General features: G+C 53.8%; 21 protein-coding genes, 1 tRNA gene and 1 rRNA gene. 20 read left to right on the forward strand and 3 right to left on the reverse strand.

Features of this window, described 5'->3' with window-relative positions; translation table 11 throughout:
• Positions 1-11: 11 nt before the first annotated feature.
• Positions 12-128 (forward strand): 5S ribosomal RNA (gene rrf, locus K8V32_RS08515).
• An 84-nt stretch (positions 129-212) separates the two neighbouring features.
• Here the strand turns inward: rrf and K8V32_RS08520 are convergent.
• Complete coding sequence (locus tag K8V32_RS08520) at positions 213-572, reverse strand: cupin domain-containing protein (RefSeq protein WP_303905822.1); 360 nt, start codon at positions 570-572, stop codon at positions 213-215.
• Between the two features lie 245 nt (positions 573-817).
• Complete coding sequence (locus K8V32_RS08525; RefSeq protein ID WP_303905824.1) at positions 818-2,038, reverse strand: MalY/PatB family protein; 1,221 nt, start codon at positions 2,036-2,038, stop codon at positions 818-820.
• A 108-nt stretch (positions 2,039-2,146) separates the two neighbouring features.
• Here K8V32_RS08525 and K8V32_RS08530 point away from each other — a divergent pair, with 108 nt between their 5' ends.
• Entirely contained in the window at positions 2,147-3,262 is a 1,116-nt protein-coding gene (locus K8V32_RS08530) for a pyridoxal-phosphate-dependent aminotransferase family protein (RefSeq protein ID WP_303905826.1), read from the forward strand.
• Positions 3,263-3,335: 73 nt separating this feature from the next.
• Here the strand turns inward: K8V32_RS08530 and K8V32_RS08535 are convergent, their stop codons facing one another.
• The gene (locus K8V32_RS08535) at positions 3,336-4,766 is read right to left on the reverse strand and encodes an NAD-dependent malic enzyme (protein WP_303905829.1); all 1,431 of its coding nucleotides are present in this window, start codon (positions 4,764-4,766) and stop codon (positions 3,336-3,338) included.
• A gap of 846 nt (positions 4,767-5,612) precedes the next feature.
• Here K8V32_RS08535 and K8V32_RS08540 point away from each other — a divergent pair.
• The 18 genes from K8V32_RS08540 to ftsR all read left to right on the forward strand — a co-directional run bounded on the left by K8V32_RS08540 (position 5,613) and on the right by ftsR (position 21,990).
• Positions 5,613-6,698 carry a tetratricopeptide repeat protein gene (locus K8V32_RS08540; RefSeq protein WP_303905831.1) on the forward strand — a complete coding sequence of 362 codons (1,086 nt, stop codon included), beginning with the start codon at positions 5,613-5,615 and terminating at the stop codon, positions 6,696-6,698.
• A gap of 3 nt (positions 6,699-6,701) precedes the next feature.
• Entirely contained in the window at positions 6,702-7,529 is an 828-nt protein-coding gene (locus tag K8V32_RS08545) for an HAD-IIA family hydrolase (RefSeq protein WP_303905834.1), read from the forward strand.
• 1 nt (position 7,530) lies between these two features.
• A complete protein-coding gene (locus tag K8V32_RS08550) occupies positions 7,531-7,677 on the forward strand; it encodes a hypothetical protein (protein ID WP_303905836.1) in 147 nt (48 codons plus the stop codon).
• A 4-nt stretch (positions 7,678-7,681) separates the two neighbouring features.
• Positions 7,682-8,488, forward strand: coding sequence for a TlyA family RNA methyltransferase (locus K8V32_RS08555; RefSeq protein ID WP_303905839.1), 807 nt, complete (start codon positions 7,682-7,684; stop codon positions 8,486-8,488).
• Between the two features lie 99 nt (positions 8,489-8,587).
• Positions 8,588-9,730 (forward strand): NAD kinase, encoded by a 1,143-nt coding sequence (locus K8V32_RS08560; protein WP_303905841.1) that lies wholly within the window; start codon positions 8,588-8,590, stop codon positions 9,728-9,730.
• Between the two features lie 10 nt (positions 9,731-9,740).
• Positions 9,741-11,456: a DNA repair protein RecN gene (gene recN, locus K8V32_RS08565; RefSeq protein WP_303905843.1), complete on the forward strand. Its 1,716-nt coding sequence runs from the start codon at positions 9,741-9,743 to the stop codon at positions 11,454-11,456.
• Entirely contained in the window at positions 11,456-12,070 is a 615-nt protein-coding gene (locus tag K8V32_RS08570; protein WP_303905845.1) for an NUDIX domain-containing protein, read from the forward strand. The genes recN and K8V32_RS08570 overlap by 1 nt, the downstream gene beginning before the upstream one ends.
• Positions 12,071-12,075: 5 nt before the next feature.
• The gene (gene xerD / locus K8V32_RS08575; protein WP_303905849.1) at positions 12,076-13,029 is read left to right on the forward strand and encodes a site-specific tyrosine recombinase XerD; all 954 of its coding nucleotides are present in this window, start codon (positions 12,076-12,078) and stop codon (positions 13,027-13,029) included.
• 205 nt (positions 13,030-13,234) lie between these two features.
• The gene (locus K8V32_RS08580) at positions 13,235-14,095 is read left to right on the forward strand and encodes a ParA family protein (RefSeq protein ID WP_303905935.1); all 861 of its coding nucleotides are present in this window, start codon (positions 13,235-13,237) and stop codon (positions 14,093-14,095) included.
• Complete coding sequence (locus tag K8V32_RS08585) at positions 14,092-14,886, forward strand: segregation and condensation protein A (RefSeq protein WP_303905852.1); 795 nt, start codon at positions 14,092-14,094, stop codon at positions 14,884-14,886. Before K8V32_RS08580 ends, K8V32_RS08585 begins: the two co-directional genes overlap by 4 nt.
• Positions 14,883-15,461 carry an SMC-Scp complex subunit ScpB gene (scpB, locus tag K8V32_RS08590; protein WP_303905855.1) on the forward strand — a complete coding sequence of 193 codons (579 nt, stop codon included), beginning with the start codon at positions 14,883-14,885 and terminating at the stop codon, positions 15,459-15,461. The genes K8V32_RS08585 and scpB overlap by 4 nt, the downstream gene beginning before the upstream one ends.
• Positions 15,462-15,463: 2 nt before the next feature.
• Positions 15,464-16,360 carry a pseudouridine synthase gene (locus K8V32_RS08595; RefSeq protein WP_369681054.1) on the forward strand — a complete coding sequence of 299 codons (897 nt, stop codon included), beginning with the start codon at positions 15,464-15,466 and terminating at the stop codon, positions 16,358-16,360.
• A complete protein-coding gene (locus K8V32_RS08600) occupies positions 16,357-17,532 on the forward strand; it encodes a prephenate dehydrogenase (protein ID WP_303905858.1) in 1,176 nt (391 codons plus the stop codon). Before K8V32_RS08595 ends, K8V32_RS08600 begins: the two co-directional genes overlap by 4 nt.
• On the forward strand, positions 17,532-18,233 hold the full coding sequence (gene cmk / locus K8V32_RS08605; protein ID WP_303905861.1) for a (d)CMP kinase: 702 nt from the start codon (positions 17,532-17,534) through the stop codon (positions 18,231-18,233). The genes K8V32_RS08600 and cmk overlap by 1 nt, the downstream gene beginning before the upstream one ends.
• 9 nt (positions 18,234-18,242) lie before the next feature.
• Positions 18,243-19,751 (forward strand): ribosome biogenesis GTPase Der, encoded by a 1,509-nt coding sequence (gene der, locus K8V32_RS08610; protein ID WP_303905865.1) that lies wholly within the window; start codon positions 18,243-18,245, stop codon positions 19,749-19,751.
• A 589-nt stretch (positions 19,752-20,340) separates the two neighbouring features.
• Positions 20,341-20,414: transfer RNA gene (locus K8V32_RS08615), tRNA-Pro, on the forward strand.
• 292 nt (positions 20,415-20,706) lie between these two features.
• Entirely contained in the window at positions 20,707-21,159 is a 453-nt protein-coding gene (locus K8V32_RS08620) for an FHA domain-containing protein (protein ID WP_303905869.1), read from the forward strand.
• Between the two features lie 144 nt (positions 21,160-21,303).
• Entirely contained in the window at positions 21,304-21,990 is a 687-nt protein-coding gene (gene ftsR / locus K8V32_RS08625; RefSeq protein WP_303905872.1) for a transcriptional regulator FtsR, read from the forward strand.
• Positions 21,991-22,012 lie beyond the last annotated feature (22 nt).

A 22,012-nucleotide genomic window follows, 5' to 3' on the forward strand; every position in this document is an offset into this window, starting at 1 on the left:
GGGTCTAGGGTTACGGTGGTTATAGCGTGGGGGAAACGCCCGGTCCCATTCCGAACCCGGAAGCTAAGACCCACAGCGCCGATGGTACTGCACCCGGGAGGGTGTGGGAGAGTAGGACACCGCCGGACAACATTTCATCGGATGGCCCCGATCAGCACAGGTTGATCGGGGCCATCCGCCTTTAACAACCACTCTGCAATAGTTATCGTTCGTTATCTATTAATGACGCTCTGTCGCAGGACGGTGAGCGTGAGCACGGAATCTTCAAGTGCTGTGACTGAGTGTTTCTCAGGCGGAACGGGAAACAGCTGCCCAGCAGCAATCTCCCAGGACCGGTTGTCACCATTGAGCCGTACTTTACCTTCTAGTACGTGCAGAAATCCCTCCGATGGACTCTCATGTTCGGCCATTTGTTCTCCGCTGAGTATGACCACGAGCGTTTGCCGAACACCATCCCCGCGATAGACTGTGCTGCCAGCTCGTCTTGCAACGGCAGTTTTTGCTGCCTCCAGAAGTACCTCTCGTTCGTCATTCAGATCTACCAATTGGAGTTGTTCGGGTGGGTACGACACGATGTAACCTCCATAGCCTCGTCACTGAGCCGAATCATCAAAGTGAGACCGCTGTTGTCGTGGTTACACTGTACCTGAGGCCAATCACTTGAAGTTAGTGACCATGTACTGCATAGGCTTCATTGCTCCCCAGGGGTACATAGATCAAGACCGCGGTGACACAGTTTCACGCTATGGGCCATTTGACGTTCATTATTTGTATCAGGATATTTTGAATCTAGACGGTTGGTGCACCAGCAGAGACATTAGCCAGCATAAACTGCGCCCAGGCGGGTAACGATTTGCTCTATGATTGCCGGGGCGGTCGCGAAATTGATTCTCAGATGTCCTGCACCTGAAGCTCCCGTCGCAGCGCCGTCCGTCGCGACGACGCCACTGTGTTCAGCGGTAATATCTGCAAGGCTACGGTGCTCGGTCACAAGCGTTGCAAACTTGGCATAATTAGGTGTACTGCGTAAGTCGAGCCATGCCAAGTAGGTAGATTCGGGTTGACGGTAGCGCCCTCCGGGCAGATGGTGAGCCACGAGTTCACCGAATAGCCTACGATTGGTATCTAACTGTTGTCGTGCGGCGTCGAACCACTGTTGGCTATGCTCTAACGCGGCGATAGTGGCAACATATCCCGATGAGGCGGTCCCCATTTCGAAATGTGCTGCGTAGCGCTGCCACAGGTCCGCATCAGCAGGATTGGTGAAAATCAAACTGGCGGCTTTTGTCCCAGGGATTGAATAGGCCTTCGTCGCTGACCACGCCGTGATCGCGACTTCTGCTGCTTGAGCACTGATTGAAGCAAATGGTGTGTGACGATGGCCATCGTAAACCAACGGCGAATGAATTTCATCAGAGAACACCCGGACTCCGTAACGTTGGGCCAATTCCGCGATGCATTCCAGCTCGGTGCGAGTGTATACCTTGCCGATGGGGTTGTGCGGATTCACGAGAACCAATAAACCACCGGCTGACATCGCGTGTTCCAAAGCCTCCCAATCAATCCGCCAGTGGTCATGAGACTCTTCAGGGGCGAGCATATCTACGGTCTGAATCCGACGCTGATCAGAAAAGACGTGTCGTACGAAATTCATATACGCCGGCGTCATCAACGTGATGGGCGAATCGGCGGGAGTAAATAAACGTGCGACGACGTCGTATGCGGTCATGACATCCGAGATGGGGCGAACGCTATCGTCAGACACTTCTAAGCCAACGGTCGAGAAATATTGGCCTACAACGCGCTGAAAACCTTCGACCAGCACCGGATCCCGGTATCCTAACGAACCATCCTCCGCCCATCGGGTCAGGGCCTGCCGTATCGGCGCCGCGGGAGCGAAGTCCATTTCTGCAACAAAACAGGGCAGCGTTTCCTGACCATGAATATGATCGGCAAACATGCTCCACTTCATCGAGCCAGAAGAGCGCAATGCAGGAATGGACAGATCGCCAAGAATCTCAGGGACATCATAAGTCATGCGTTCAGCCTATCGATCCTTGCTTAGTATTGACTAGGAGTAACGCAATAATCGCGGGAGAACATCGAATATACCCACGAGACAGCGCTGAGCCTAGACTGTGGAACTATGACTGAAAATTCTGTGTTTGAAAGCCCAATTGTTGGTCGCCAATTATTTGGTCCCGGACCGTGTAATCCGTATCCTGAAGCCCATTTGGCCTTGAGTTTACCGTTGCTTGGGCATCTCGATCCCGCCTTTATCGACTCCATGGATGCCACCAGTGAAATGTTACGTCAGGTGTGGGGTACACGAAACCAGCGCACCATCCCGCTGTCAGCCACCGGTTCTGCTGGAATGGAAGCTGCCTTCGTCAACACCGTACATCCCGGTGACGTCGTCGTGGTCGCCGTCAACGGGCTCTTTGGCGAACGGATGGTTGATGTTGCGGGTCGTCACGGCGCCGACGTGATCGCGGTTGAACACGAATATGGCACACCCGTTGACGTCGAACGCGTGATTACCGCCCACCCAAATCCCAAAATTATCGCCGCGGTGCATGCAGAAACCTCGACTGGCGTCGTCTCGGATATTCAGGCGCTGGGCGAGAATAAGGGTGACGCCTTGCTGCTGGCCGACTGTGTAACCTCGATTGGCGGTATGGACATACAGCTTGATGACTGGGGTGTTGACTTGGCGTATGCAGGGTCACAAAAATGTCTAGGGGTTGCCCCTGGACTGGCACCGTTTACCATTTCTGACCGGGCGTTTGAACGCCGCGTTGAAAAGCCGTCGAACTGGTACCTGGATCTGAATCTTTTGGGCGGGTATGCAACCGGGACAACCGGCGGGCAACGTACTTATCACCACACTGCCCCAACTGGAATGGTGGTGTCATTGAAAGCGGGGCTAGAACGGATATTTGCTGAGGGCTTGCAGAATGTTTACGCACGTCATGCCACCGCAGGACAGGTATTACAGGATGGCCTTGAAGCCATGGGTCTAACCTTGTTCGCCGAAGAAGGTTCGCGTCTAGCCCAGCTGACCACAGTCAAGGTTCCCGATGGCGTTGATTCAGCTGCCGTACGTAATTACTTGATGAGTAAATACAATTTAGAAATCGGTGCCGGTACCGGTGCCTATGCGGCCAAGATTTGGCGCATTGGGATGATGGGGCACAATGCCACTGAAGCCAACGCCAACCTGCTGCTTGCGGCATTAAAAGACGCATTAGACAATGCCTAAGCGTACGTAGCCGCCTGCTTGAAAGGAGCTGGGACCGGCAACTGCCGGTCCCAGCGACGTTGATAGTTGAAGACTAGAAGTCGATGTCGTCTTGGGTCTCAACCGTGGCTGGTGTGATGCCATTGCGTTCTGCGACCTCGGCCACGGCAGCAGCGACGGCTGGTGCGACGCGTTGGTTAAACACCGACGGGATGACATAGCTTGGGTTCAGCTCGTCTTCCGTGATGGTTTCGGCAATTGCACCGGCAGCGGCAACCAGCATATCTTCGGTGATATCAGACGCCCCGGCATCCAAGAGGCCACGGAACAGCCCCGGGAAGGCGAGCACGTTGTTAATCTGATTCGGGAAATCGGAACGACCGGTCGCGACAACAGCAGCGTGCTTGGAAGCCTCGGTCGGTAGGATTTCCGGGTCGGGGTTGGCCATGGCAAATATGATGGAGTCCTTGTTCATGTTGGCCACGTCATCAGCATCAATGAGGTTGGGTGCGGACACCCCGATAAAGACGTCAGCGCCAACCATGGCCTGTTTTAGGCTGCCGGAGAAACCTTCGGTGTTGGTATTGTCGGCCAGCCACTGACGGTGCTCATCACGCTGGCTGGTATTTGGTTCCAAGACACCGTCGCGGCCAGCAGCCATGATGTGTTTGGCACCGGAAGCCTTAAGCAATCGGATGATGGCATGACCGGCAGCTCCGACGCCAGAAACAACGATACGGACATCTTCGATCTTCTTGTTGACGACTTTCAGCGCGTTATTCAATGCGGCTTGGGTAACAATTGCGGTTCCGTGTTGGTCATCGTGGAATACGGGGATGTCAAGTTCTTCACGGAGCCGAGCTTCGATTTCAAAGCACCGTGGAGCAGAAATATCTTCCAGGTTGATACCACCGTAAGCCGGAGCCAACGCTTTGACGATCTGGATGATTTCTTCGGTGTCTTTGGTATCGAGTGCAACAGGCCAGGCGTCGACATTGGCGAACTGTTTGAATAGGACTGCTTTACCCTCCATGACTGGCATTGCAGCGGCTGGACCGATATCACCTAGACCCAAGACGGCGGTGCCATCAGTGACCACAGCAATGGTGTTGCGCTTGATGGTCAATTCACGGGCGCGAACCGGGTCCGTGGCAATGGCTTTGCAAACACGCGCCACACCCGGGGTATAGGCGCGAGAGAGATCATCGCGGTTGCGTACATGAACTTTCGAAACCGTCTGTAGCTTTCCGCCCTGGTGCATGTGGAAGGTGCGGTCAGACAGACTGAGCACTTCGAATCCTTCTACGGCTTCGATGGCGTCTTTGACTTGGCGGCTATGTTCTCTGCCTCGAGTGTTACACGTCAGGTTGATGATGTTGGATACGTGGCTGGCGTCAACAATATCCAACGCGGTGATCGCAGCACCGGCCTCGGCAACTACAGCGGTCAGATCGCTGGTAGCGGTGAACGTCGTGGGGGCCTGGACTTTGACAATGATCGAATATCCGGGGCTAGGTGTTGCCATGTTTGAATGAACTCCTTGAACAGGTAATAAGCAGAGACATAACGAAAGGCTCTGCTTTGTGATAATTGAACGAGCGGCTCGTGTGCACTACCTGGCGATCATGGGGTATATGACGACAGCACATGCAGCGGCACTGGCCTGGGTAAAGGCTCAAAGGCCACATGATTTGGAGTTGTCAGAATACCACGCCAGGTCAAGGGCCCGATGAGACTTCAGACTTATTGAGCCAGGGATGCGAAATTCTACCAAAACCCTAGTAATTGGTCGTGAGTTATATTACAGTGGGCGTTTATCGGAGCTTCGAAGATGCAGCATCTGATACTGATCTCGCCGGATACACTCTCCGCCCACACGGTGGAAGTGGCGTAGGCTTCAGCTGCCGACTCTGCCATAACCTCGCAGACGCTCTGCAAGATTTCGGTCTAACCATCGTCCGAAGTTGTTGCTACCCGTCGACCTTATAACGGGTTCCCACAGACCAGTTCCTTTTTCATTCGGCGCTTGTGACGCGCTCGAGGTCTTTGAGGAGACATCATGACTTCAGTTCCAAAATCATCCCCGCATCCAACACCTCTGACTCCCTCGCAACAATCGTTGGCGAATTTTCCTGTCGGGGGACTGGATCCAGACTTTGTAGTCGAAGGATCCGTCAGGCCGAAAATTTGTGCTCTTCCTGTGGTTGGCAAACTGCTGCCACAATGTAAGTAAGTCATTGCTGTTGGCGAAGGACGCCGTCAACGGTCAAAATCCAGCGGGCTTTGTGGGGAACAGTTGTAGGATAGTGGCAGTATATTGACCTGCTTGTACCCTAAACAGGCGCAACGTTGACCCAAGGACGTAACAGCTTTGACCGACAGCACTCAAAACCAGCCGAAGGATCGCGACGATTCCCCACGTGAGGAACGTTCGGATCGTCGAGATGCACCCCGCGATCGGCAACAGCGTGACCGCGGACCTAGCTTCGGTAAGGGGCGGCAGCGCGGTCAGCAGCGTGATGGTGACCGTCATGGGGGAAGCCGAAGCCGGGATGAACGTCGTGGTCGCGGTAAAGGGCCACGGAAATTCGATGGCAAACCGCGTCGTCGTGAGGATCGTCCAGAACACGCGGAACGCACCCCGCCACCGCACAACCCAGCCGACCTACGTTCAGCGAACCGTCCAGAGCGTGGACGCTCTCCGGATATCGATCCCGATGTGACCGGTAGTGAACTGGATAAAAGTGTGCAACGGGAACTGGGCGCGCTCGACGAACAGAACCGCCCCTGGGTGCAGAAGCACCTGGTCATGGCTGGCCGATTGATGGAAGAGGATCCTGAACTAGCGTTTGCACATGCGCTTGCGGCATCTCGACGAGGCGGTCGACTCGGTGTTGTGCGTGAAGCCGCCGGGATGACGGCCTATGCTGCGGGCAAGTTCTCAGAAGCCCTTCGGGAATTTCGTACCTACCGCCGAATTTCAGGCGATAACGCGCATCTGCCAGAGATGGTGGACTCAGAACGAGCATTGGGCCGCATTGAAAAAGCACTCGAAATGGCAGCCGAGGCACCCCTCGATAAACTGCCGGTCACGTCTCGGGTCGAATTGGCCATCGTGGTTGCCGGCATTCATCTAGACCAGGACAACGCCGAACAAGCAGTCAAGGCGTTGGAAATTCCAGAACTCAACCCGCGTCGCGGATTTTCCTATTCACCGCGCCTCTTTAATGCTTACGCTCAGGCACTCGAGGGCGCAGGGCGAACGACTGAAGCCCGCAAATGGGCGAATCTAGCCATCAGGGCAGAACGTGCGTTAGGTTTGAATGTTGAGCCCGAACCAGAAATCTTTGATGTCGCGGAAGAAGAGGAGGAAACGACTCCTTCGGTTCGTGCGCGCGACGTCATACCTCCGGCAGCTTCCAAAGAGGAAACAGGTGCTCAAGGCGGCGAAAGTTAGTCCGTGACGACGTTTTTTAATGGGTACGACGGCCTGCTATGCGATCTCGATGGTGTCGTGTATGCAGGTTCACAGCCGATTGATCGAGCCGTCACTACACTCAACACACTCATAAACGCAGGGATACCGGTCGCATTTGTCACGAATAATGCTTCTAAAGCAGCCAGCGAGGTCGCAGAGCGACTCGTTGAGCTTGGTGTGAACACTGATACTGAGCATGTGATGACCTCGGCCCAAGCTGTTGTGAATCTGCTTTCTGCAGACTATCGCAGTGATGCCGGTCCGGTTCTGGTTACGGGCTCACCGCAATTGACCGAACAGGTCCAAGCCGCAGGCTTCGAGGTCACCCAGGTTGCTGCTGACGAACCGCAAGTTGTTGTGCAAGGCTTCAACCCCAAACTGGGATGGAATGATCTGGCACAAGCCAGTTTTGCCATACAGCGTGGAGCAGGATGGTTGGCAACAAATCTTGACCTAACGATCCCGCTGAGTGAAGGGATCGCTCCTGGTAATGGATCGCTAGTCAATACCGTCGCTCAGGCAACAGGAACGCGACCTGAGATTGCTGCAGGAAAGCCGGCCCCGGTCATGTTCACGACGATGGCTCAGAGACTTTCTATGATCAGACCTCTGGTCGTTGGGGATCGGTTAGATACTGATGTTCTTGGTGCTGCAAACGCTGGATTTGATGGTGCGCTGGTAGAGACCGGAATCCACCGGCGCCAAGATATTGACGCCCATCGAACGGTCGTGACACCGGCCTGGGTGCTGCCGGATCTCGGAGCGTTACTTGAAGAACCCCTCGATGATTATTGGAGTCGCGATGCGTGACGTGCAGAACTTGTCAGCCGAGGTTGCCGAACAGTTAGCTGATGTTCATGAGCTTTCACCCGCTGATGAACTCGCCACGTATGAGCGCTTACTGACTGAACTGACGGAGCTGCTCAACGCTCCTGAAGAACACGGACCCGGAGACTAACAGAGTGATACGTCTCGATCAAGCACTCGTTTTGCGTCAGCTGGTAACCTCTCGAACCGCAGCAGCTAAGCATATCCAGGCCGGTGAGGTGATCGTCAATGATCAAAAGGTCACGAAGCCCGCGACTAAAGTCTCGGATCAAGACGTCATAAGGCTGACGATATCTGGGCCCCAATTTGCTTCTCGTGCCGGACACAAATTAGCCGGAGCCTTAGAAATTTTTCACACCATCGAAGTCTCTGGGGCTCGCTGTTTAGACGCCGGCGCATCGACCGGTGGGTTCACCGATGTTTTGCTCCAGCAAGGGGCACGTAAGGTCGTTGCCGTCGATGTTGGCCATGACCAACTGATACAGCGTTTGCGGGTCGATCCACGAGTCGAGGTCCATGAGGGACTCAATGTTCGATACCTTAAGTTGGAAGAAATCGGCGAGCCAGTGGACATCGTGGTATCTGATCTGTCGTTCATCTCATTGAGACTCGTTCTCGGAGCTTTAGTATCGGTATGTGTACCCGGGGCCCACTTGGTCTTGATGATTAAACCGCAATTTGAGATCGGTCGTGAGCGCCTACCAAAAACTGGCGTCGTGACAGATCCAGATCAACGACGCGAGGCCGTCGTGGCCGTGATTGAAACAGCCTTAGCTCAGGGTTTAGTGCCGCAAGGGGTGGTGTTGAGTCCTTTACCAGGCCAGGACGGCAATCGGGAATTCTTTTTTTGGGCCACTTACGATGTTGCCGGAGCGCATCTTCATGCCACAATTGAAGCGTCGCAATGGTTAGACTCCCAGCGTGTTCAGTGGGCTGACTAAGTCGTGACAGGTTTTCCACACCGCGTCTGGAAAGGTAGCAAAATCAGATAAAATGGCTAGATTGGTGTGTTGGGCAATACGTACGAACGAAGGAGAACCATGAGCCGGCGAATATTAATTTTGGCTCACACGGGACGCCAAAAGGCGATGCAATCTGCATTGCAGGCCATCGAATTGTTACGTGCGTCCGGGCTCACACCGGTCATGTTGCCTCACGATGCTGCCGTCATGTACGAAGCCATTCATAATGGCGTACTACAAACTCACGAGGCCGGTGTCGATGCAATTGACACCAAAACTTCTCTACACGATGTTGAACTCGGCATGGTCTTGGGCGGGGACGGTTCGGTTTTGCGTGCTGCTGAGATGGTTCGCGAATCTAATCTGCCGCTGATGGCAGTCAATCTCGGCCACGTGGGGTTCCTCGCCGAAGCAGAACAAGCCGATCTAGAACTTGCCGTCTCGGCGGTGGTCAATAAGGATTACCTCGTTGAAGAACGTATGGCCATTGACGTGAAAGTTTTGGTGGGCAAACACCTGGTAGCTCATACTTGGGCCTTGAATGAGGCATCCGTGGAAAAATCCAATCGGGAGCGTATGCTTGAGGTGGTCATCGGCGTCGATAATCGACCGATTTCATCGTTCGGCTGTGACGGAGTGGTTATGGCAACTCCCACCGGCTCAACGGCATATGCGTTTTCCGGAGGCGGGCCCATCGTATGGCCTGAGGTCCAAGCCATGCTGATGGTGCCCTTATCTGCCCACGCACTTTTTGCCCGCCCATTAGTTGTTGCCCCGGAATCCGTCATCTCTGTTGACGTACTGCAACGCAGCAACGAAAACGGAGTGCTCTGGTGTGACGGACGACGGACCGTGGACTTGCCATTTGGGGCGCGAATTGAAGTCACCCGCTCAGATAGTCCAGTCAAACTGGCGCGGCTGGCACTGACCCCATTTTCAGAACGACTGGTCCGAAAGTTCGATCTGCCCACAGAAGGTTGGCGTGGCTCGATTAGCGAAACAGACCGAGCTGCGATTGATGCACGCGAGCGCGCTCGACGAGATCAAGACAGCTGGCATCAGTCCCTGGCTGATTCGCAAGGCATTCGCATCGTGGAACCTCACCATGCGGCACCACGCCCAGATATGGTCCCACCGCGTACGACACCAATTCCGATAGTCACCAAGGCCGATGAAGAGGTAATTATCGACGTATCGAAACCACCAGTCGAGGACGAATAGGGAGCAACGCATGCTAGAATACCTGTCGATCAACTCGTTAGGCGTCATCGAAGAAACCACCGTCGAACTTGATCCGGGGTTCAACGTCGTCACGGGTGAAACTGGCGCCGGTAAGACGATGGTCGTGACCGCACTGAACCTGTTGTTAGGGGCACGTGCGGATGCCGGCGCGATTCGTGCAGGTGACTCCAAAGCAACAGTTGAGGCTGGGTTTGTATTACCAGCCGATCATCGAGCGATCGGTGCAGCTGAAGAAGCAGGCGCGATCCTAGATGAGGATAACCATGATCGCCACCTGGTCATTACCCGTGCAATCAGCGCCTCAGATTCCGGTACCCGCTCGCGGGCTACAGCCGGTGGCCGCGGTGTTCCGGTGGCTCTACTGTCGGAAATCGGGGAAAATGCGGTCGCTATTCACGGTCAGTCTGATCAACTGCGGTTGAAATCAACGACAGCACAACGTCACGCTCTGGACTCCTACGGGGGCAAATCCATTGCCAAAGCGCTGGCTGCTTACCGGCAGACTTATACCAGCCTGCAAGAGGTCTCCAATCAGCTCCAAGAACTGATTCATCAGGCTCAAGAGCGTGCCCTTGAGGCTGAAAACCTGCAACGCAGCCTAGAAGAAATCGATAACGCCAACATTCAAGACGACGAAGACGAAGAAGTCCAGGAGCGCATTAAACGCCTAGAATCCGCCGAAGAATTTCGAGATGCGGCACGCATGGCCACAACAGCTCTGTCAGGGGATGATTATAATCTTGATGCTTCAAGTGCCGAATCACTAGTGGAAGCAGCGCGCCAAGTTATTGCACAGGCACCGGGCCAGGTGGAAAAACTCGAAGAGATCGGCAAACGGCTCACCTCGGTCGGTATCGAGCTTGCAGACATTACTGCGGAAATCTCTCAGTTTGCTTCGAGCCTGGATGATGAAGGTCCTGCTGCCTTGAACCAAGCACAATCCCGGTTAGCTGAGCTGAATCGTCTCAAAAAGCTCTATGGGCCGGAGCTGGCTGATGTTATCCGGTGGGCTGAAGAACAGCGCCCGCGCCTCGATGAACTCCACGGCGATACTGATCGTATCGAGTATTTAGAACAAGAACAGCAAAAGTTGACTGACCGCCTCCAGCAAGAAGGCACGGAATTGACCTCGCTTCGACAAAAGGCTGGCGAACGACTGGGCAAGGAAGTTACTAAGGAACTCCATGGCTTGTTGATGCCAACCGCGCAGTTCTCGGTGGCTATCACTCCAGCAGAACTACCTGGACCATACGGTTTTGACGATATAGCGCTGTTACTGCAGCCACACCCCGGCTCAGACCCGAGACCACTTGGTAAAGGCGCATCAGGCGGTGAGCTGTCGCGCATCATGTTGGCGCTTGAAGTAGTTCTAGCAAACACTGATCCGGTCCCGACGTTTATTTTCGATGAGATTGACGCTGGTGTCGGTGGCGAAGCCGCAGTACAGATCGGTCGACGTCTAGCCCGATTAGCTAAACACGTTCAAGTCATTGTCGTCACCCACCTACCCCAGGTTGCGGCCTACGCCGATAAACACCTGCGAGTCAATAAGGCTCCGAACGTGGATGCAGGTTTCACAACCTCAGATGTCAGCGAATTGGTCGGAGAAGACCGCATCTCTGAACTGGCACGCATGCTGGCAGGACACGCCGATTCAAGCTCAGCTCGCGAGCATGCCAAAGAACTCTTGGAGACCTCACATTAATGCGCCAACAACACATACACGACACCGACCGGGTTGTGGCAGTTCAGCATCAGGCAACAGTCTTTCAAGGTGCAATCTGGGATATTCAACGGGACACCTTCACGATGACTGATACTGATCAGCCGCTTACCCGCGAATATATTACCCACCCGGGCGCGGTAGCGATTGTGGCCGTTGACGATCAACAGCGGATCGCAATGATCAATCAGTATCGTCATCCGGTAGGACAGGACTGCTGGGAAATCCCGGCGGGGCTCTTGGACGTTGAAGGGGAAAGCCATCTAGTCACAGCCCAACGTGAATTGGCCGAAGAAGCTGACCTGCAAGCTGCAGATTGGTCTGTGTTAGTCGACCACTATCCTTCGGCTGGGTCTTCAGCAGAAGCCATTCGTATCTTCTTGGCCCAAGGCATCGAAGAGCTTCCAACAGATCAACACCATCAACGTGAAGCCGAAGAAGCACACTTAATCCTACGCTGGATACCCTTCGATCAAGCATTGCATGCCGTGCTGACTGGAGCAATCCGAAACGTCAATGCAATTAGCGGTATCTTGGCAGCTCACTTGGTGCTAAATGGACAACACCAGGCACGTCCGGCCGAGGCTCCTTTCTAACCGGTATGGCTGAAAACATCGCGATCCCCGAAGCCCTGCAGCGTCTTGTCACCACCTATCTGAATCATCTGATGATCGAACGTGGTCTATCAGACAACACATTGGCAGCGTATCGCCGAGACCTCCAACGCTATTTGCGTTATCTCGCTCAGGAACGCGTTGATGACGTCACGACGATTACTGCTCACCACCTTGCGGGTTTTCTCCAGGCGCTTAGCTCAGGTAGCCACAACATGGGAAAACTGGCCCAAAGCTCCGTCAACCGAGTATTTATTGCTGCTCGTGGTTGGCACCGATTCATGTTTTTGGAAAATACGACCTCAACCAATCCGGCTGCAGAAGTTAAACCCCCCAAAACCGGACAACAGCTGCCCGACGCTCTCAGCATCGACGAAATCACCCGGCTATTAGATACTCCGCCGATCGACAGCGCCCAGGGACTCCGTGACAGAGCCATGATGGAATTGCTGTACGCCACCGGTGCTCGTATTACCGAAGCAATTGATCTTGACGTTGATGACATTGTGCATCTCGACGACGATGACACCACCATTGTTCGGTTATTCGGTAAAGGCTCAAAAGAGCGTATCGTGCCGTTGGGTTCATACGCGCAACGAGCTATTGATGCTTATCTGGTTCGTGGACGACCCAAGCACGCTGCCGGTGGGAAAGGTTCACCTGCGCTATTCTTAAACAGGTTCGGAGGGCGGTTATCGCGGCAGACCGGATGGAATATTCTGAAACAAGCTGCTGAAGACGCCGAACTCACCGAAGAAATTTCCCCGCACACTTTGCGCCACTCATTTGCCACGCACCTATTGCAAGGCGGAGCAGACGTTAGAGTTGTGCAAGAATTGCTCGGGCATGCATCAGTGACGACGACCCAGATATACACACAAGTCACTGCCGACACGCTCCGGGAGGTTTTTGCCTACGCGCATCCTCGGGCGCAAGGCTAGCCTGACCTTCAGGTTTGACGTTAAACTTTAAGGCTCGCCGTGAAAAACAAATAAGTTCGGGAAGTCATGTGAACCGGCAATACACTAGAGTCAGAAACTACACTCACGTCACTTACGAATACTAAGAGGATCACAACCCCAACTTACGTAGCGGTCAGGAGTTTCAAACATCGTGAACGACGCCAGCCAACAACCACAACCCGTGATGATGATCACTGGAGATCCAGTGATCGGACCCACCGGGCGGCCAAAGCACGAATTTCCAGTTCCAGAGCCACTCGAAGCACACGGTCCTGCTCGCATTATCGCGATGGTGAACCAAAAAGGTGGTGTCGGCAAAACCACTTCTTCAGTGAACCTGGGGGCTGCTCTGGCAGGTTATGGTCGAAAAGTGCTGATGGTTGACTTTGACCCTCAAGGCGCGCTGTCGGCGGGGTTCGGGATGAACCCTCACGAAATGGACCTCACGGTCTATAACGTCTTGATGGAACGTGGCGTACATATCAGCGACGGGATCGTCAAGACTGACGATCCAAACATTGATCTCTTGCCAGCCAACATTGATCTATCTGCTGCAGAAGTACAGTTGGTCAATGAGGTGGCACGCGAGCAAGTGCTGGCTCGAGCCCTCCGTCCCGTCATTGACGACTACGATGTCATCATCATTGACTGCCAACCGTCGCTGGGCCTGTTGACGGTCAACGCATTGGCTGCAGCACACGGTGTGATTATCCCACTGACTGCTGAATTCTTTGCTTTGCGTGCCGTGGCACTGCTGGTAGAAACCATCGAAAAAGTCCAAGATCGCATCAACCCGGAACTCATTATCGACGGCGTGCTAGCGACAATGGTCGATGGGCGAACCTTGCATTCGAAAGAAGTTATCGGACGATTGGTAGAGGCCTTCGGCGACCGAGTATTTGAAACAGTGATTAACCGTTCCATCAAGTTTGCTGATGCAACAGTGGCAGCGGAACCCATTACAACCTTTGCGCCCAATCATCCTGGTGCCAAAAACTACCAGCAACTTGCTCGAGAACTGATCTGCCGCGGTGGCGCTCCATGAGCCAGCTAGCCGTGCCGACCTTCGATGATGAGTACACCGAAGAGCAAGTTGGCTTTGAACTAGCGCTCACTAATTTTTCAGGACCGTTTGACCTACTGCTATCGTTGATAGCTCGTCGACGCATGGATGTCACAGAAGTTGCACTAGCCGAAGTAACCGATGAATTCTTAGCGTACGTGGCGACGTTGGAAACTACCGAGGAGGTCTTAGAGAACTCGACCTCATTTATGGTGGTAGCCGCGACCCTGCTGGAATTGAAGACCGCCCGTTTGCTCCCATCTGGAATCGCAGACGCCACTGACGAGATGGCGCTGTTAGAAGAACGAGACTTGTTATTTGCCCGGTTATTGCAATACCGAGCATTCAAACAGGCAGCGGATTTGATCAAGGAACGCATCAGTGTGCAGTCAGCCATGCTGCCACGTCAGGGTGGGCCGGAGCCTCAACATGCAAACCTGTTGCCAGAACTTGTCTTTGACCTATCTGCTGATGATTTTGCCCTCATCGCGAACGAAGTCTTTACAAAATTTGTTACCGAACCTGTTGAAGTCGGCACTCAACACTTACACGCACCGATTGTTTCCTTGACCGAACAAGTATCAATCATGTCTCGTCGCATTCAAGAAGCTGGTCGATTGACGTTTAGCGATCTCACTCGTGACGCATCAACCACAATGGTGGTTGTCGTACGATTTTTGGGTTTACTAACGATGTACCGTGATCGGTTAATCAACTGGCAGCAGGAAACCCCACTGGGCGAAATTACCGTGTTCTGGCAAGAGGCAGCATGACCCAGCGGCGCTATGAATCAGAATTATTTGCCCAGCTAGAAGCCATCTTGTTAATCTCCGATGAGCCGGTGACTATTCAACAACTGGTCAAAGTCACGGAAGCCAGCCCCACCGAACTCGAGACCACCTTGGAAGCTATTCAACGCGACTATGACGGAAAAACTGACGGTCCTGTTCGAGGTTTTCAACTGCGACACGTCGCAGGAGGCTGGCGTCTTTATACTCGTGCAGATCATGCTGATGTGGTCGCCACATATATGGTTCAAGGGGCCACACAAAAATTAAGCCAAGCTGCCTTAGAGACTTTGGCAGTTATCGCATATCTACAACCGGCTACTCGATCACGGGTTGCCCAAATCCGTGGCGTGAACTCGGATTCTGTCGTACGCACACTCCTGACCAGAGGACTGATTGCCGAAGATGGCACTGAGGAACATACCAGTGCCGTACGCTATAAAACGACGGATTATTTTTTGGAACTACTTGGCCTAAACTCTATAGAGGAACTGCCGAAGATTTCCCCGCTCCTTCCCGGAGTAGATGAAGCAAGTAAATTAGCAGAAAGTCAGGAATAATTATGACATCCCGCAAGCCGAGAGGCTCCGGACGCCGCAACCGCACACCCAAAGCTGGTCGTCGCGGTGGCCCATTTTCCGGTGCCGTCTATGATCGCAATCTAGGTCCAGTAGACCGTAGCCAATACCGAAGAGGCAAGGGCCAGGGCAAGAAATCCCGCCAACACGTGCCGGAAGGCGAACGCCTCCAAAAAGTCATTGCGGCTGCAGGTATAGCCTCCCGCCGCGTAGCAGAAGATCTCATTGCCGAGGGGCGGGTCGAGGTTAACGGAGAAATCGTGACCGCACTGGGCACTCGCGTTGATCCTGACAACGACATTATTTTTGTTGATGGTATCCGCGTCAACACGAAACCCGAGTCTGTCTACTATGCTTTCAACAAGCCTCGGGGCGTTATTTCAACCATGTCGGACCCGAAAGGTCGCCCCTCGATTGCCGACTTCGTCAATACCGCAGATACCCGGCTATTCCACATAGGTCGGCTCGATAATGAAACCGAGGGCCTGCTGCTACTCACTAACGATGGCGAACTTGCAAATCGTCTTTCACACCCAAGCTACGAAGTGCCAAAAACCTATCTGGTCCAGGTCAAGGGCCCAATGCGCAAAGGCGTCGGCGATGAACTTCGTAAAGGCATCGAACTGGAAGAAGACGGCCTCGTATCCGTCGACTCCTTTAAAGTTGTAGACTCTACGCCCGGCCACATCCTATGCGAAGTCATCATCCATAGCGGTCAGAACCGTGTGGTGCGTCGTCTCATGAAAGCTGTTGGCTATCCTGTGCAACGCCTAGTCCGCATTGCCCACGGACCCATTACCCTGGGCAACCAGCGTCAAGGCAGCATCCGACAACTCAACTCCCAAGAAGTTGGACATCTCATGGCAACGGTAGGACTATGACGACACCGCGGTTCTCACGCACAGAAATTGTCAACACTGCCTCACTAGCAGCAGCTACAGAGACAATTTCCAAACACCACACCATCCATGAGCCCGTGCTCATTATTGGGACAGGTCTGTTGGGGACCTCGATCGGTCTCGGCTTACGATCGGCCGGCTTACAGGTTTTGCTCACTGATCCGTCACCGTCTGCCCAGGCGGTGGCCGAAGATATCGGTGCTGGCCAAGGGCTGGCCGATGAAGACCAACCAGGCACCGTAGTTGTCGCAGCACCGCCAGACGTTACAGGTACAGAAGTGATCAAAGCCTTGCGTTGTTGGCCCTCTGCGGTCGTGCTTGATATCGCTTCGGTCAAAGGGGCCATTGCTCAGGAGATCGCGGCAGCAGTTGCAGCAGGTGAGCTCACTGCACAGGATGCGCAGCGTTATATCGGTACTCACCCGATGGCCGGACGTGAACGGTCAGGCCCAGTAGCAGCTCGTGGCGAGTTATTTACCGCTGCACCATGGGTGCTGTGCCCGACTTCGGAAACACCCCCACACGTCATCGACGTTGCTTCTGATATCGCACGGCTGCTTGGCGCCACCATCTATCACATGACTTCCGAAGAGCATGATGGTGCTGTAGCCCAAATCAGCCATTTGCCGCAGATTGCTGCCTCGCTGTTGGCCTCGCGCCTTCAAAACACTTCTGGACAAGCGCTGCAATTGGCCGGTAATGGGCTGCGTGATACGACCCGAATCGCTGCATCTGATCCCAGTCTCTGGGTACAGATCTTGACTGCAAATGCTGAACACATCCTGCCAGAACTTCATGGGATGAAAGCTGACCTTGACCGGTTAATTAACACCCTGAGTGCGCCTAGTGCCTCAGGGGCTCGACTCGACGTCGCTCAACTGATGGACGAAGGAAATCGCGGACAAGCGCGGATTCCTGGCAAGCATGGTGGGCCTGCTCAAGGATTTGCCCAGGTCACCGTGCTGGTCGACGACAAGCCCGGGGCGATAGTTTCAGCGCTACAAGCTGTGGCCGATGCGGGGGTGAACGTGGAAGACTTAAGGATGGAACACTCATCTGGTTACCAGGTGGGTATGCTGGAAATCGCTGTGGTTCCCGGTCATAAGAAGCACCTGGTTAACGCGTTAACCAAACTTGGATGGAAGGTACTGTAATGTCTGCACAATCACGGCTCGTCATCGCCATAGATGGTCCTTCAGGCACTGGCAAGTCCACTGTGGCCCGCTGGGTGGCTCAAGACTTGAAACTCAGTTATCTGGACACCGGTGCAAACTATCGCGCCGCAACGCTGTGGTGCATGCGAAATGGTTTGGATCTCACCCAGCCGGAGACCGTGGACACCCAGCAGATTACCGAACTGATCACCACCATGCCACTGGCTCAGGACCTCAATCCGAATAATATTTCGGTGGTCCTAGACGGACAGGATATTACTGAAGCCATTCGCTCCGATGAAGTTACTGCCAACGTGTCAGCCCTTTCGACACGCCCACAGGTGCGAGAATTGTTGGTTAAACTGCAACAACAAGCCATTGAATCACGGCCACGTATTGTCGTGGAAGGCCGCGATATCACCACGGTGGTGGCCCCCGACGCTGATGCTCGCATTTTGCTGACAGCCTCACCGGAAGTACGCATGGCGCGACGTCGTCAACAACTTCGTGAGACTGATCAAGACCCAACCAATGTTGAATCTGATGTTATGGTCCGGGACGCCAAAGACTCCGCCCTCGTGGACTTCATGACCCCAGCTGAGGGTGTTGCTGAAATCGATTCAACGAATCTTTCCCTTGAAGACACCGTGACCGTCGTCCTGGCTGAAATACAACGCCAAGTCAACGCCAAACAACCTTAAGAAAGCGTAATGACAGAAGAAGAATACATTCCATCTGGTGCTGACACGGTCGATGAAGACCTCGCGCAGATGACTGATGAAGAACATCACGCCCGCACTCAAGCTTATTTGGCCGGCTTACAACAATACGAACTTGAAGACGACGACCAACAGATCCTGGAAGGTTTTGAAGAAGCAGCAAGCTTTGAACAACTGGACTTTGTGCCACCCGTCGTGGCCGTTGTTGGACGACCCAATGTTGGAAAATCAACACTAGTCAACCGGATCATTGGCCGTCGCCAAGCTGTAGTCGAGGACGTCCCGGGTGTCACCCGTGACCGAGTCTTCTATGAAGCTGAGTGGAATGGGCGTCCATTCACCGTCGCTGATACTGGTGGCTGGGAATATGGTGTCAAGGGCTTGGCCGGCAAAGTCGCGGAACAAGCCGAGCGCGCCGTACAACGAGCCGATGCTGTGCTGTTTGTGGTCGATGCTACCGTGGGGATCACCGCTACCGACGAAGCCATTGTCACTATGCTCAGAAAAGCGAATAAACCAATCACCTTAGTGGCCAACAAAGTTGATGGGCAATCGCATGAGGCTGACGCCGCGATGCTATGGGGTCTGGGTTTTGGTTACCCGTGGCCGGTGTCCGCACTCCATGGACGCGGCACCGCAGACCTCTTGGATGCATTGCTGGAAGATCTACCCGAAGAATCAGCGCATAAAGACGTGCTGACCGCCCAAGGACCGCGCCGCGTGGCGCTGGTTGGACGACCAAATGTAGGCAAGTCGTCACTGCTCAATAATCTGGCAGGTAGCGCTCGAGCAGTCGTCGACGATACCGCGGGGACCACCCGTGATCCAGTCGATGAGCTCATTGAGCTTGACGGTGACATCTGGGAGTTCATTGACACCGCTGGAATCCGACGTCGTCAACATATGGCTTCTGGATCCGACTACTATGCATCCCTTCGGACCCGTGCAGCCCTGGAACGCGCTGAGGTTGCAGTAGTCCTACTGGAAGCGTCCCAACCGCTGAGCGAACAGGACGTCCGTATTATTCAAATCGTGTTGGATACCGGCCGTGCGCTGGTCTTAGCCTTCAACAAGTGGGACCTGCTTGATGAGGACCGTCGGTTGGATCTGGAACGAGAAATCGATTTAGACCTGCAACACGTCTCCTGGGCGCCACGCATTAATATTTCAGCTAAAACAGGTTGGCACAAAAACCGATTGGTGCCTGCGTTGGAGACCGCGCTGGAATCCTGGGAAACTCGTATCCCGACCGGCAAGCTCAACTCGTTTATCGGCGAGTTGGTAGCGGCTCACCCGCACCCGGTACGGGGTGGCAAACAACCCCGAATTTTGTTTGCCACGCAATCATCGACCAGACCGCCCAAATTCGTACTGTTTACCACAGGCTTTTTGGACCCTGGCTACCGACGATTTATCATCAATCGTCTACGACAGTACTTCGGGTTTGAAGGATCGCCTATCGAACTGACGATGCGTGTACGCGAACGTCGGAAACGCTAGATTGATGAGATTGGAATGCCGTAGACGACCTCCTCAAGAGTGCGCGTTGGCGGCATAACCAATTGGCCGCCTGCACCCCGAAAGCACAGCGTTGCCCTGATTCACTTCGGCTCCGGCTGCAGGTTATCACGCTAGCACCGGCTTGCAGCGATCTACCCGCGGCCAGGATCTTATCAATGAGTAACACAGGTACTTCTAGCGTTGCGTCGTAGGACCTCACCGGTTTCGCCAGTGTCGAGGCTCGCTTGCAAGGGTAACCCCCGCTTCTCAAAGCATGCGACGACAACGAAACTGCCGTGTGCCTGAAAGAGCGGTTCTGGTGCGACAGACTCCATTGCTCCATTATGAGCAAGCACGGGGATGATGTTTGGAATCGAAAAGCTCACCTGATGATAATCGCAATGGGCCTGAAGGGGAAACGCACATGGGCGACAGGGTTTATTTGTGAAAGAAAGACAAATCGATTTTCAATCCTAGGACCAGTTTTCGAAATCATCGGCATCCACTGAAGTACACAAATTCGGAGATTCTTTGGACATGGTGTAGAGTATCCCGAGTATCCTAGCTACTGAATACATCAGTGCAAGATCGGGCTGTGGCGCAGCTTGGTAGCGCACATCTCTGGGGGAGATGGGGTCGCAGGTTCAAATCCTGTCAGCCCGACGAGATCATCCTTGGTTTAGCACTAAACCAAGGATGTTTTAGTCTTGGCCTCTCGGCACATACTCGAGGAGGTCCAGCAGGTCGGAGTCGTAATATTTGCTCCAAAATGTCTGGGATTTTACTGTCAGCATACTTTGGCCAAAAAACCCAGATGACAGGCTGTTTTATCTGAGGTTTCCCAGCTTCAACAAGTGAATTAGCTGAATCTATCGGCTAAACTTAGGTGGCCAGGGTGGCAGTCTGAACCGTCGAGCCACCCACGATGAATTTGTACAACAAGGAGCGTTCAAGCATGACAAAAGATAACCCCGTTCCTGGTAACTCAGAAGACCCGTCTGAGGTAGAATCAACGACCGTTGGGTTGCCCAAGCTTGAACCGTTAAGAAACCTGCCGCTTGACGCTGAAGAACGCTCAGCAGTAGAAGCCTTGCCGGTAGGATCTGCACTCTTGGTTGCACATGAAGGTCCCAACCGTGGGGCTCGTTTTTTGCTGGATCAGGACAAGGTCACAGTCGGTCGTCATCCCGACGCCGACATCTTCCTTGATGATGTGACTGTCTCTCGTCAGCATGCCCTATTCGAAAGGGAAGCCGGCGGCTATCGCGTTATCGATACCGGATCACTCAACGGCACCTACATCAACAACGATCGGGTCGATGCCTTACTCCTTCGCACGGGCATGGAGTTGCAGATTGGCAAGTTCCGGTTGTCCTATTATGCAGGAACCCAGCAACCTACCAAGTAGCCGTTTGATGCTTTCGTCGACGGTCAGATGCCGGCGACAACTTGTATCTGATCTTACGTTGTTGAAAAAGGTTTCAAGATATTGGCTGCTTCCCATAAACCCCGTAGTTCTTCGCCCGCGACTTCAAAGCGTTCGCAGGCATTGATGAGTATCGGCGAAGTTTTAGAACACATCAATGCTGAGTTCCCGGAAGTCCGTGCCTCAAAAGTACGTTTCTTAGAGGAACGTGGATTAATTACCCCTGCTCGTACAGCAGCAGGATACCGAAAATATACGCAGGCTGACGTAGACCGGTTACGTTTCATTTTGGCACTCCAGCGTGATCAATTTTTGCCGCTTAAAGTTATCAAAGACTACCTTGACGCCATTGACGCCGGGAAGCGCCCTGAATCGTTACCCGGTGGATTACGGCTTGAACCTCGGTCTGTGTCTCAACAACTTGCCCACGAAATCAGTGGCCATATTCGGCCTATGACTCGGGCGGAGCTTCAGGGCATTTGTGGGGCTTCTGACGAGTTAATGAAAACACTCGAATCATACCGTTTGATTTGGCCTGATGAGACCGGGCGGTATAACGATCACAGTCTCAAAGTGGCTCGAGCTGCGGTGACCTTGGCAGAGTTTGGCTTTGAACCACGGCACTTGCGGCCCTTTCGTATCGCGGTCGATCGTGAGCTGGGAATGGTACAACAGGCCACCTCAGGGCTAGGGCAGCACGACGGTGGTGTTTCAATGGAACGCGCACAGGAAGCAGCACGAGAGATCACCCAAGCATGCCTGCGCTTGCATGCAGGGGTTGTGAGTGCTGAAATTGCAGATATGGACGACTAGCCGCAGCTAGCGTTGGTCACCA

Origin of the sequence: Enteractinococcus helveticum, assembly GCF_020742345.1 — a bacterium.
In the GTDB taxonomy this organism is placed as follows: Bacteria; Actinomycetota; Actinomycetes; order Actinomycetales; family Micrococcaceae; genus Yaniella; species Yaniella helvetica_A.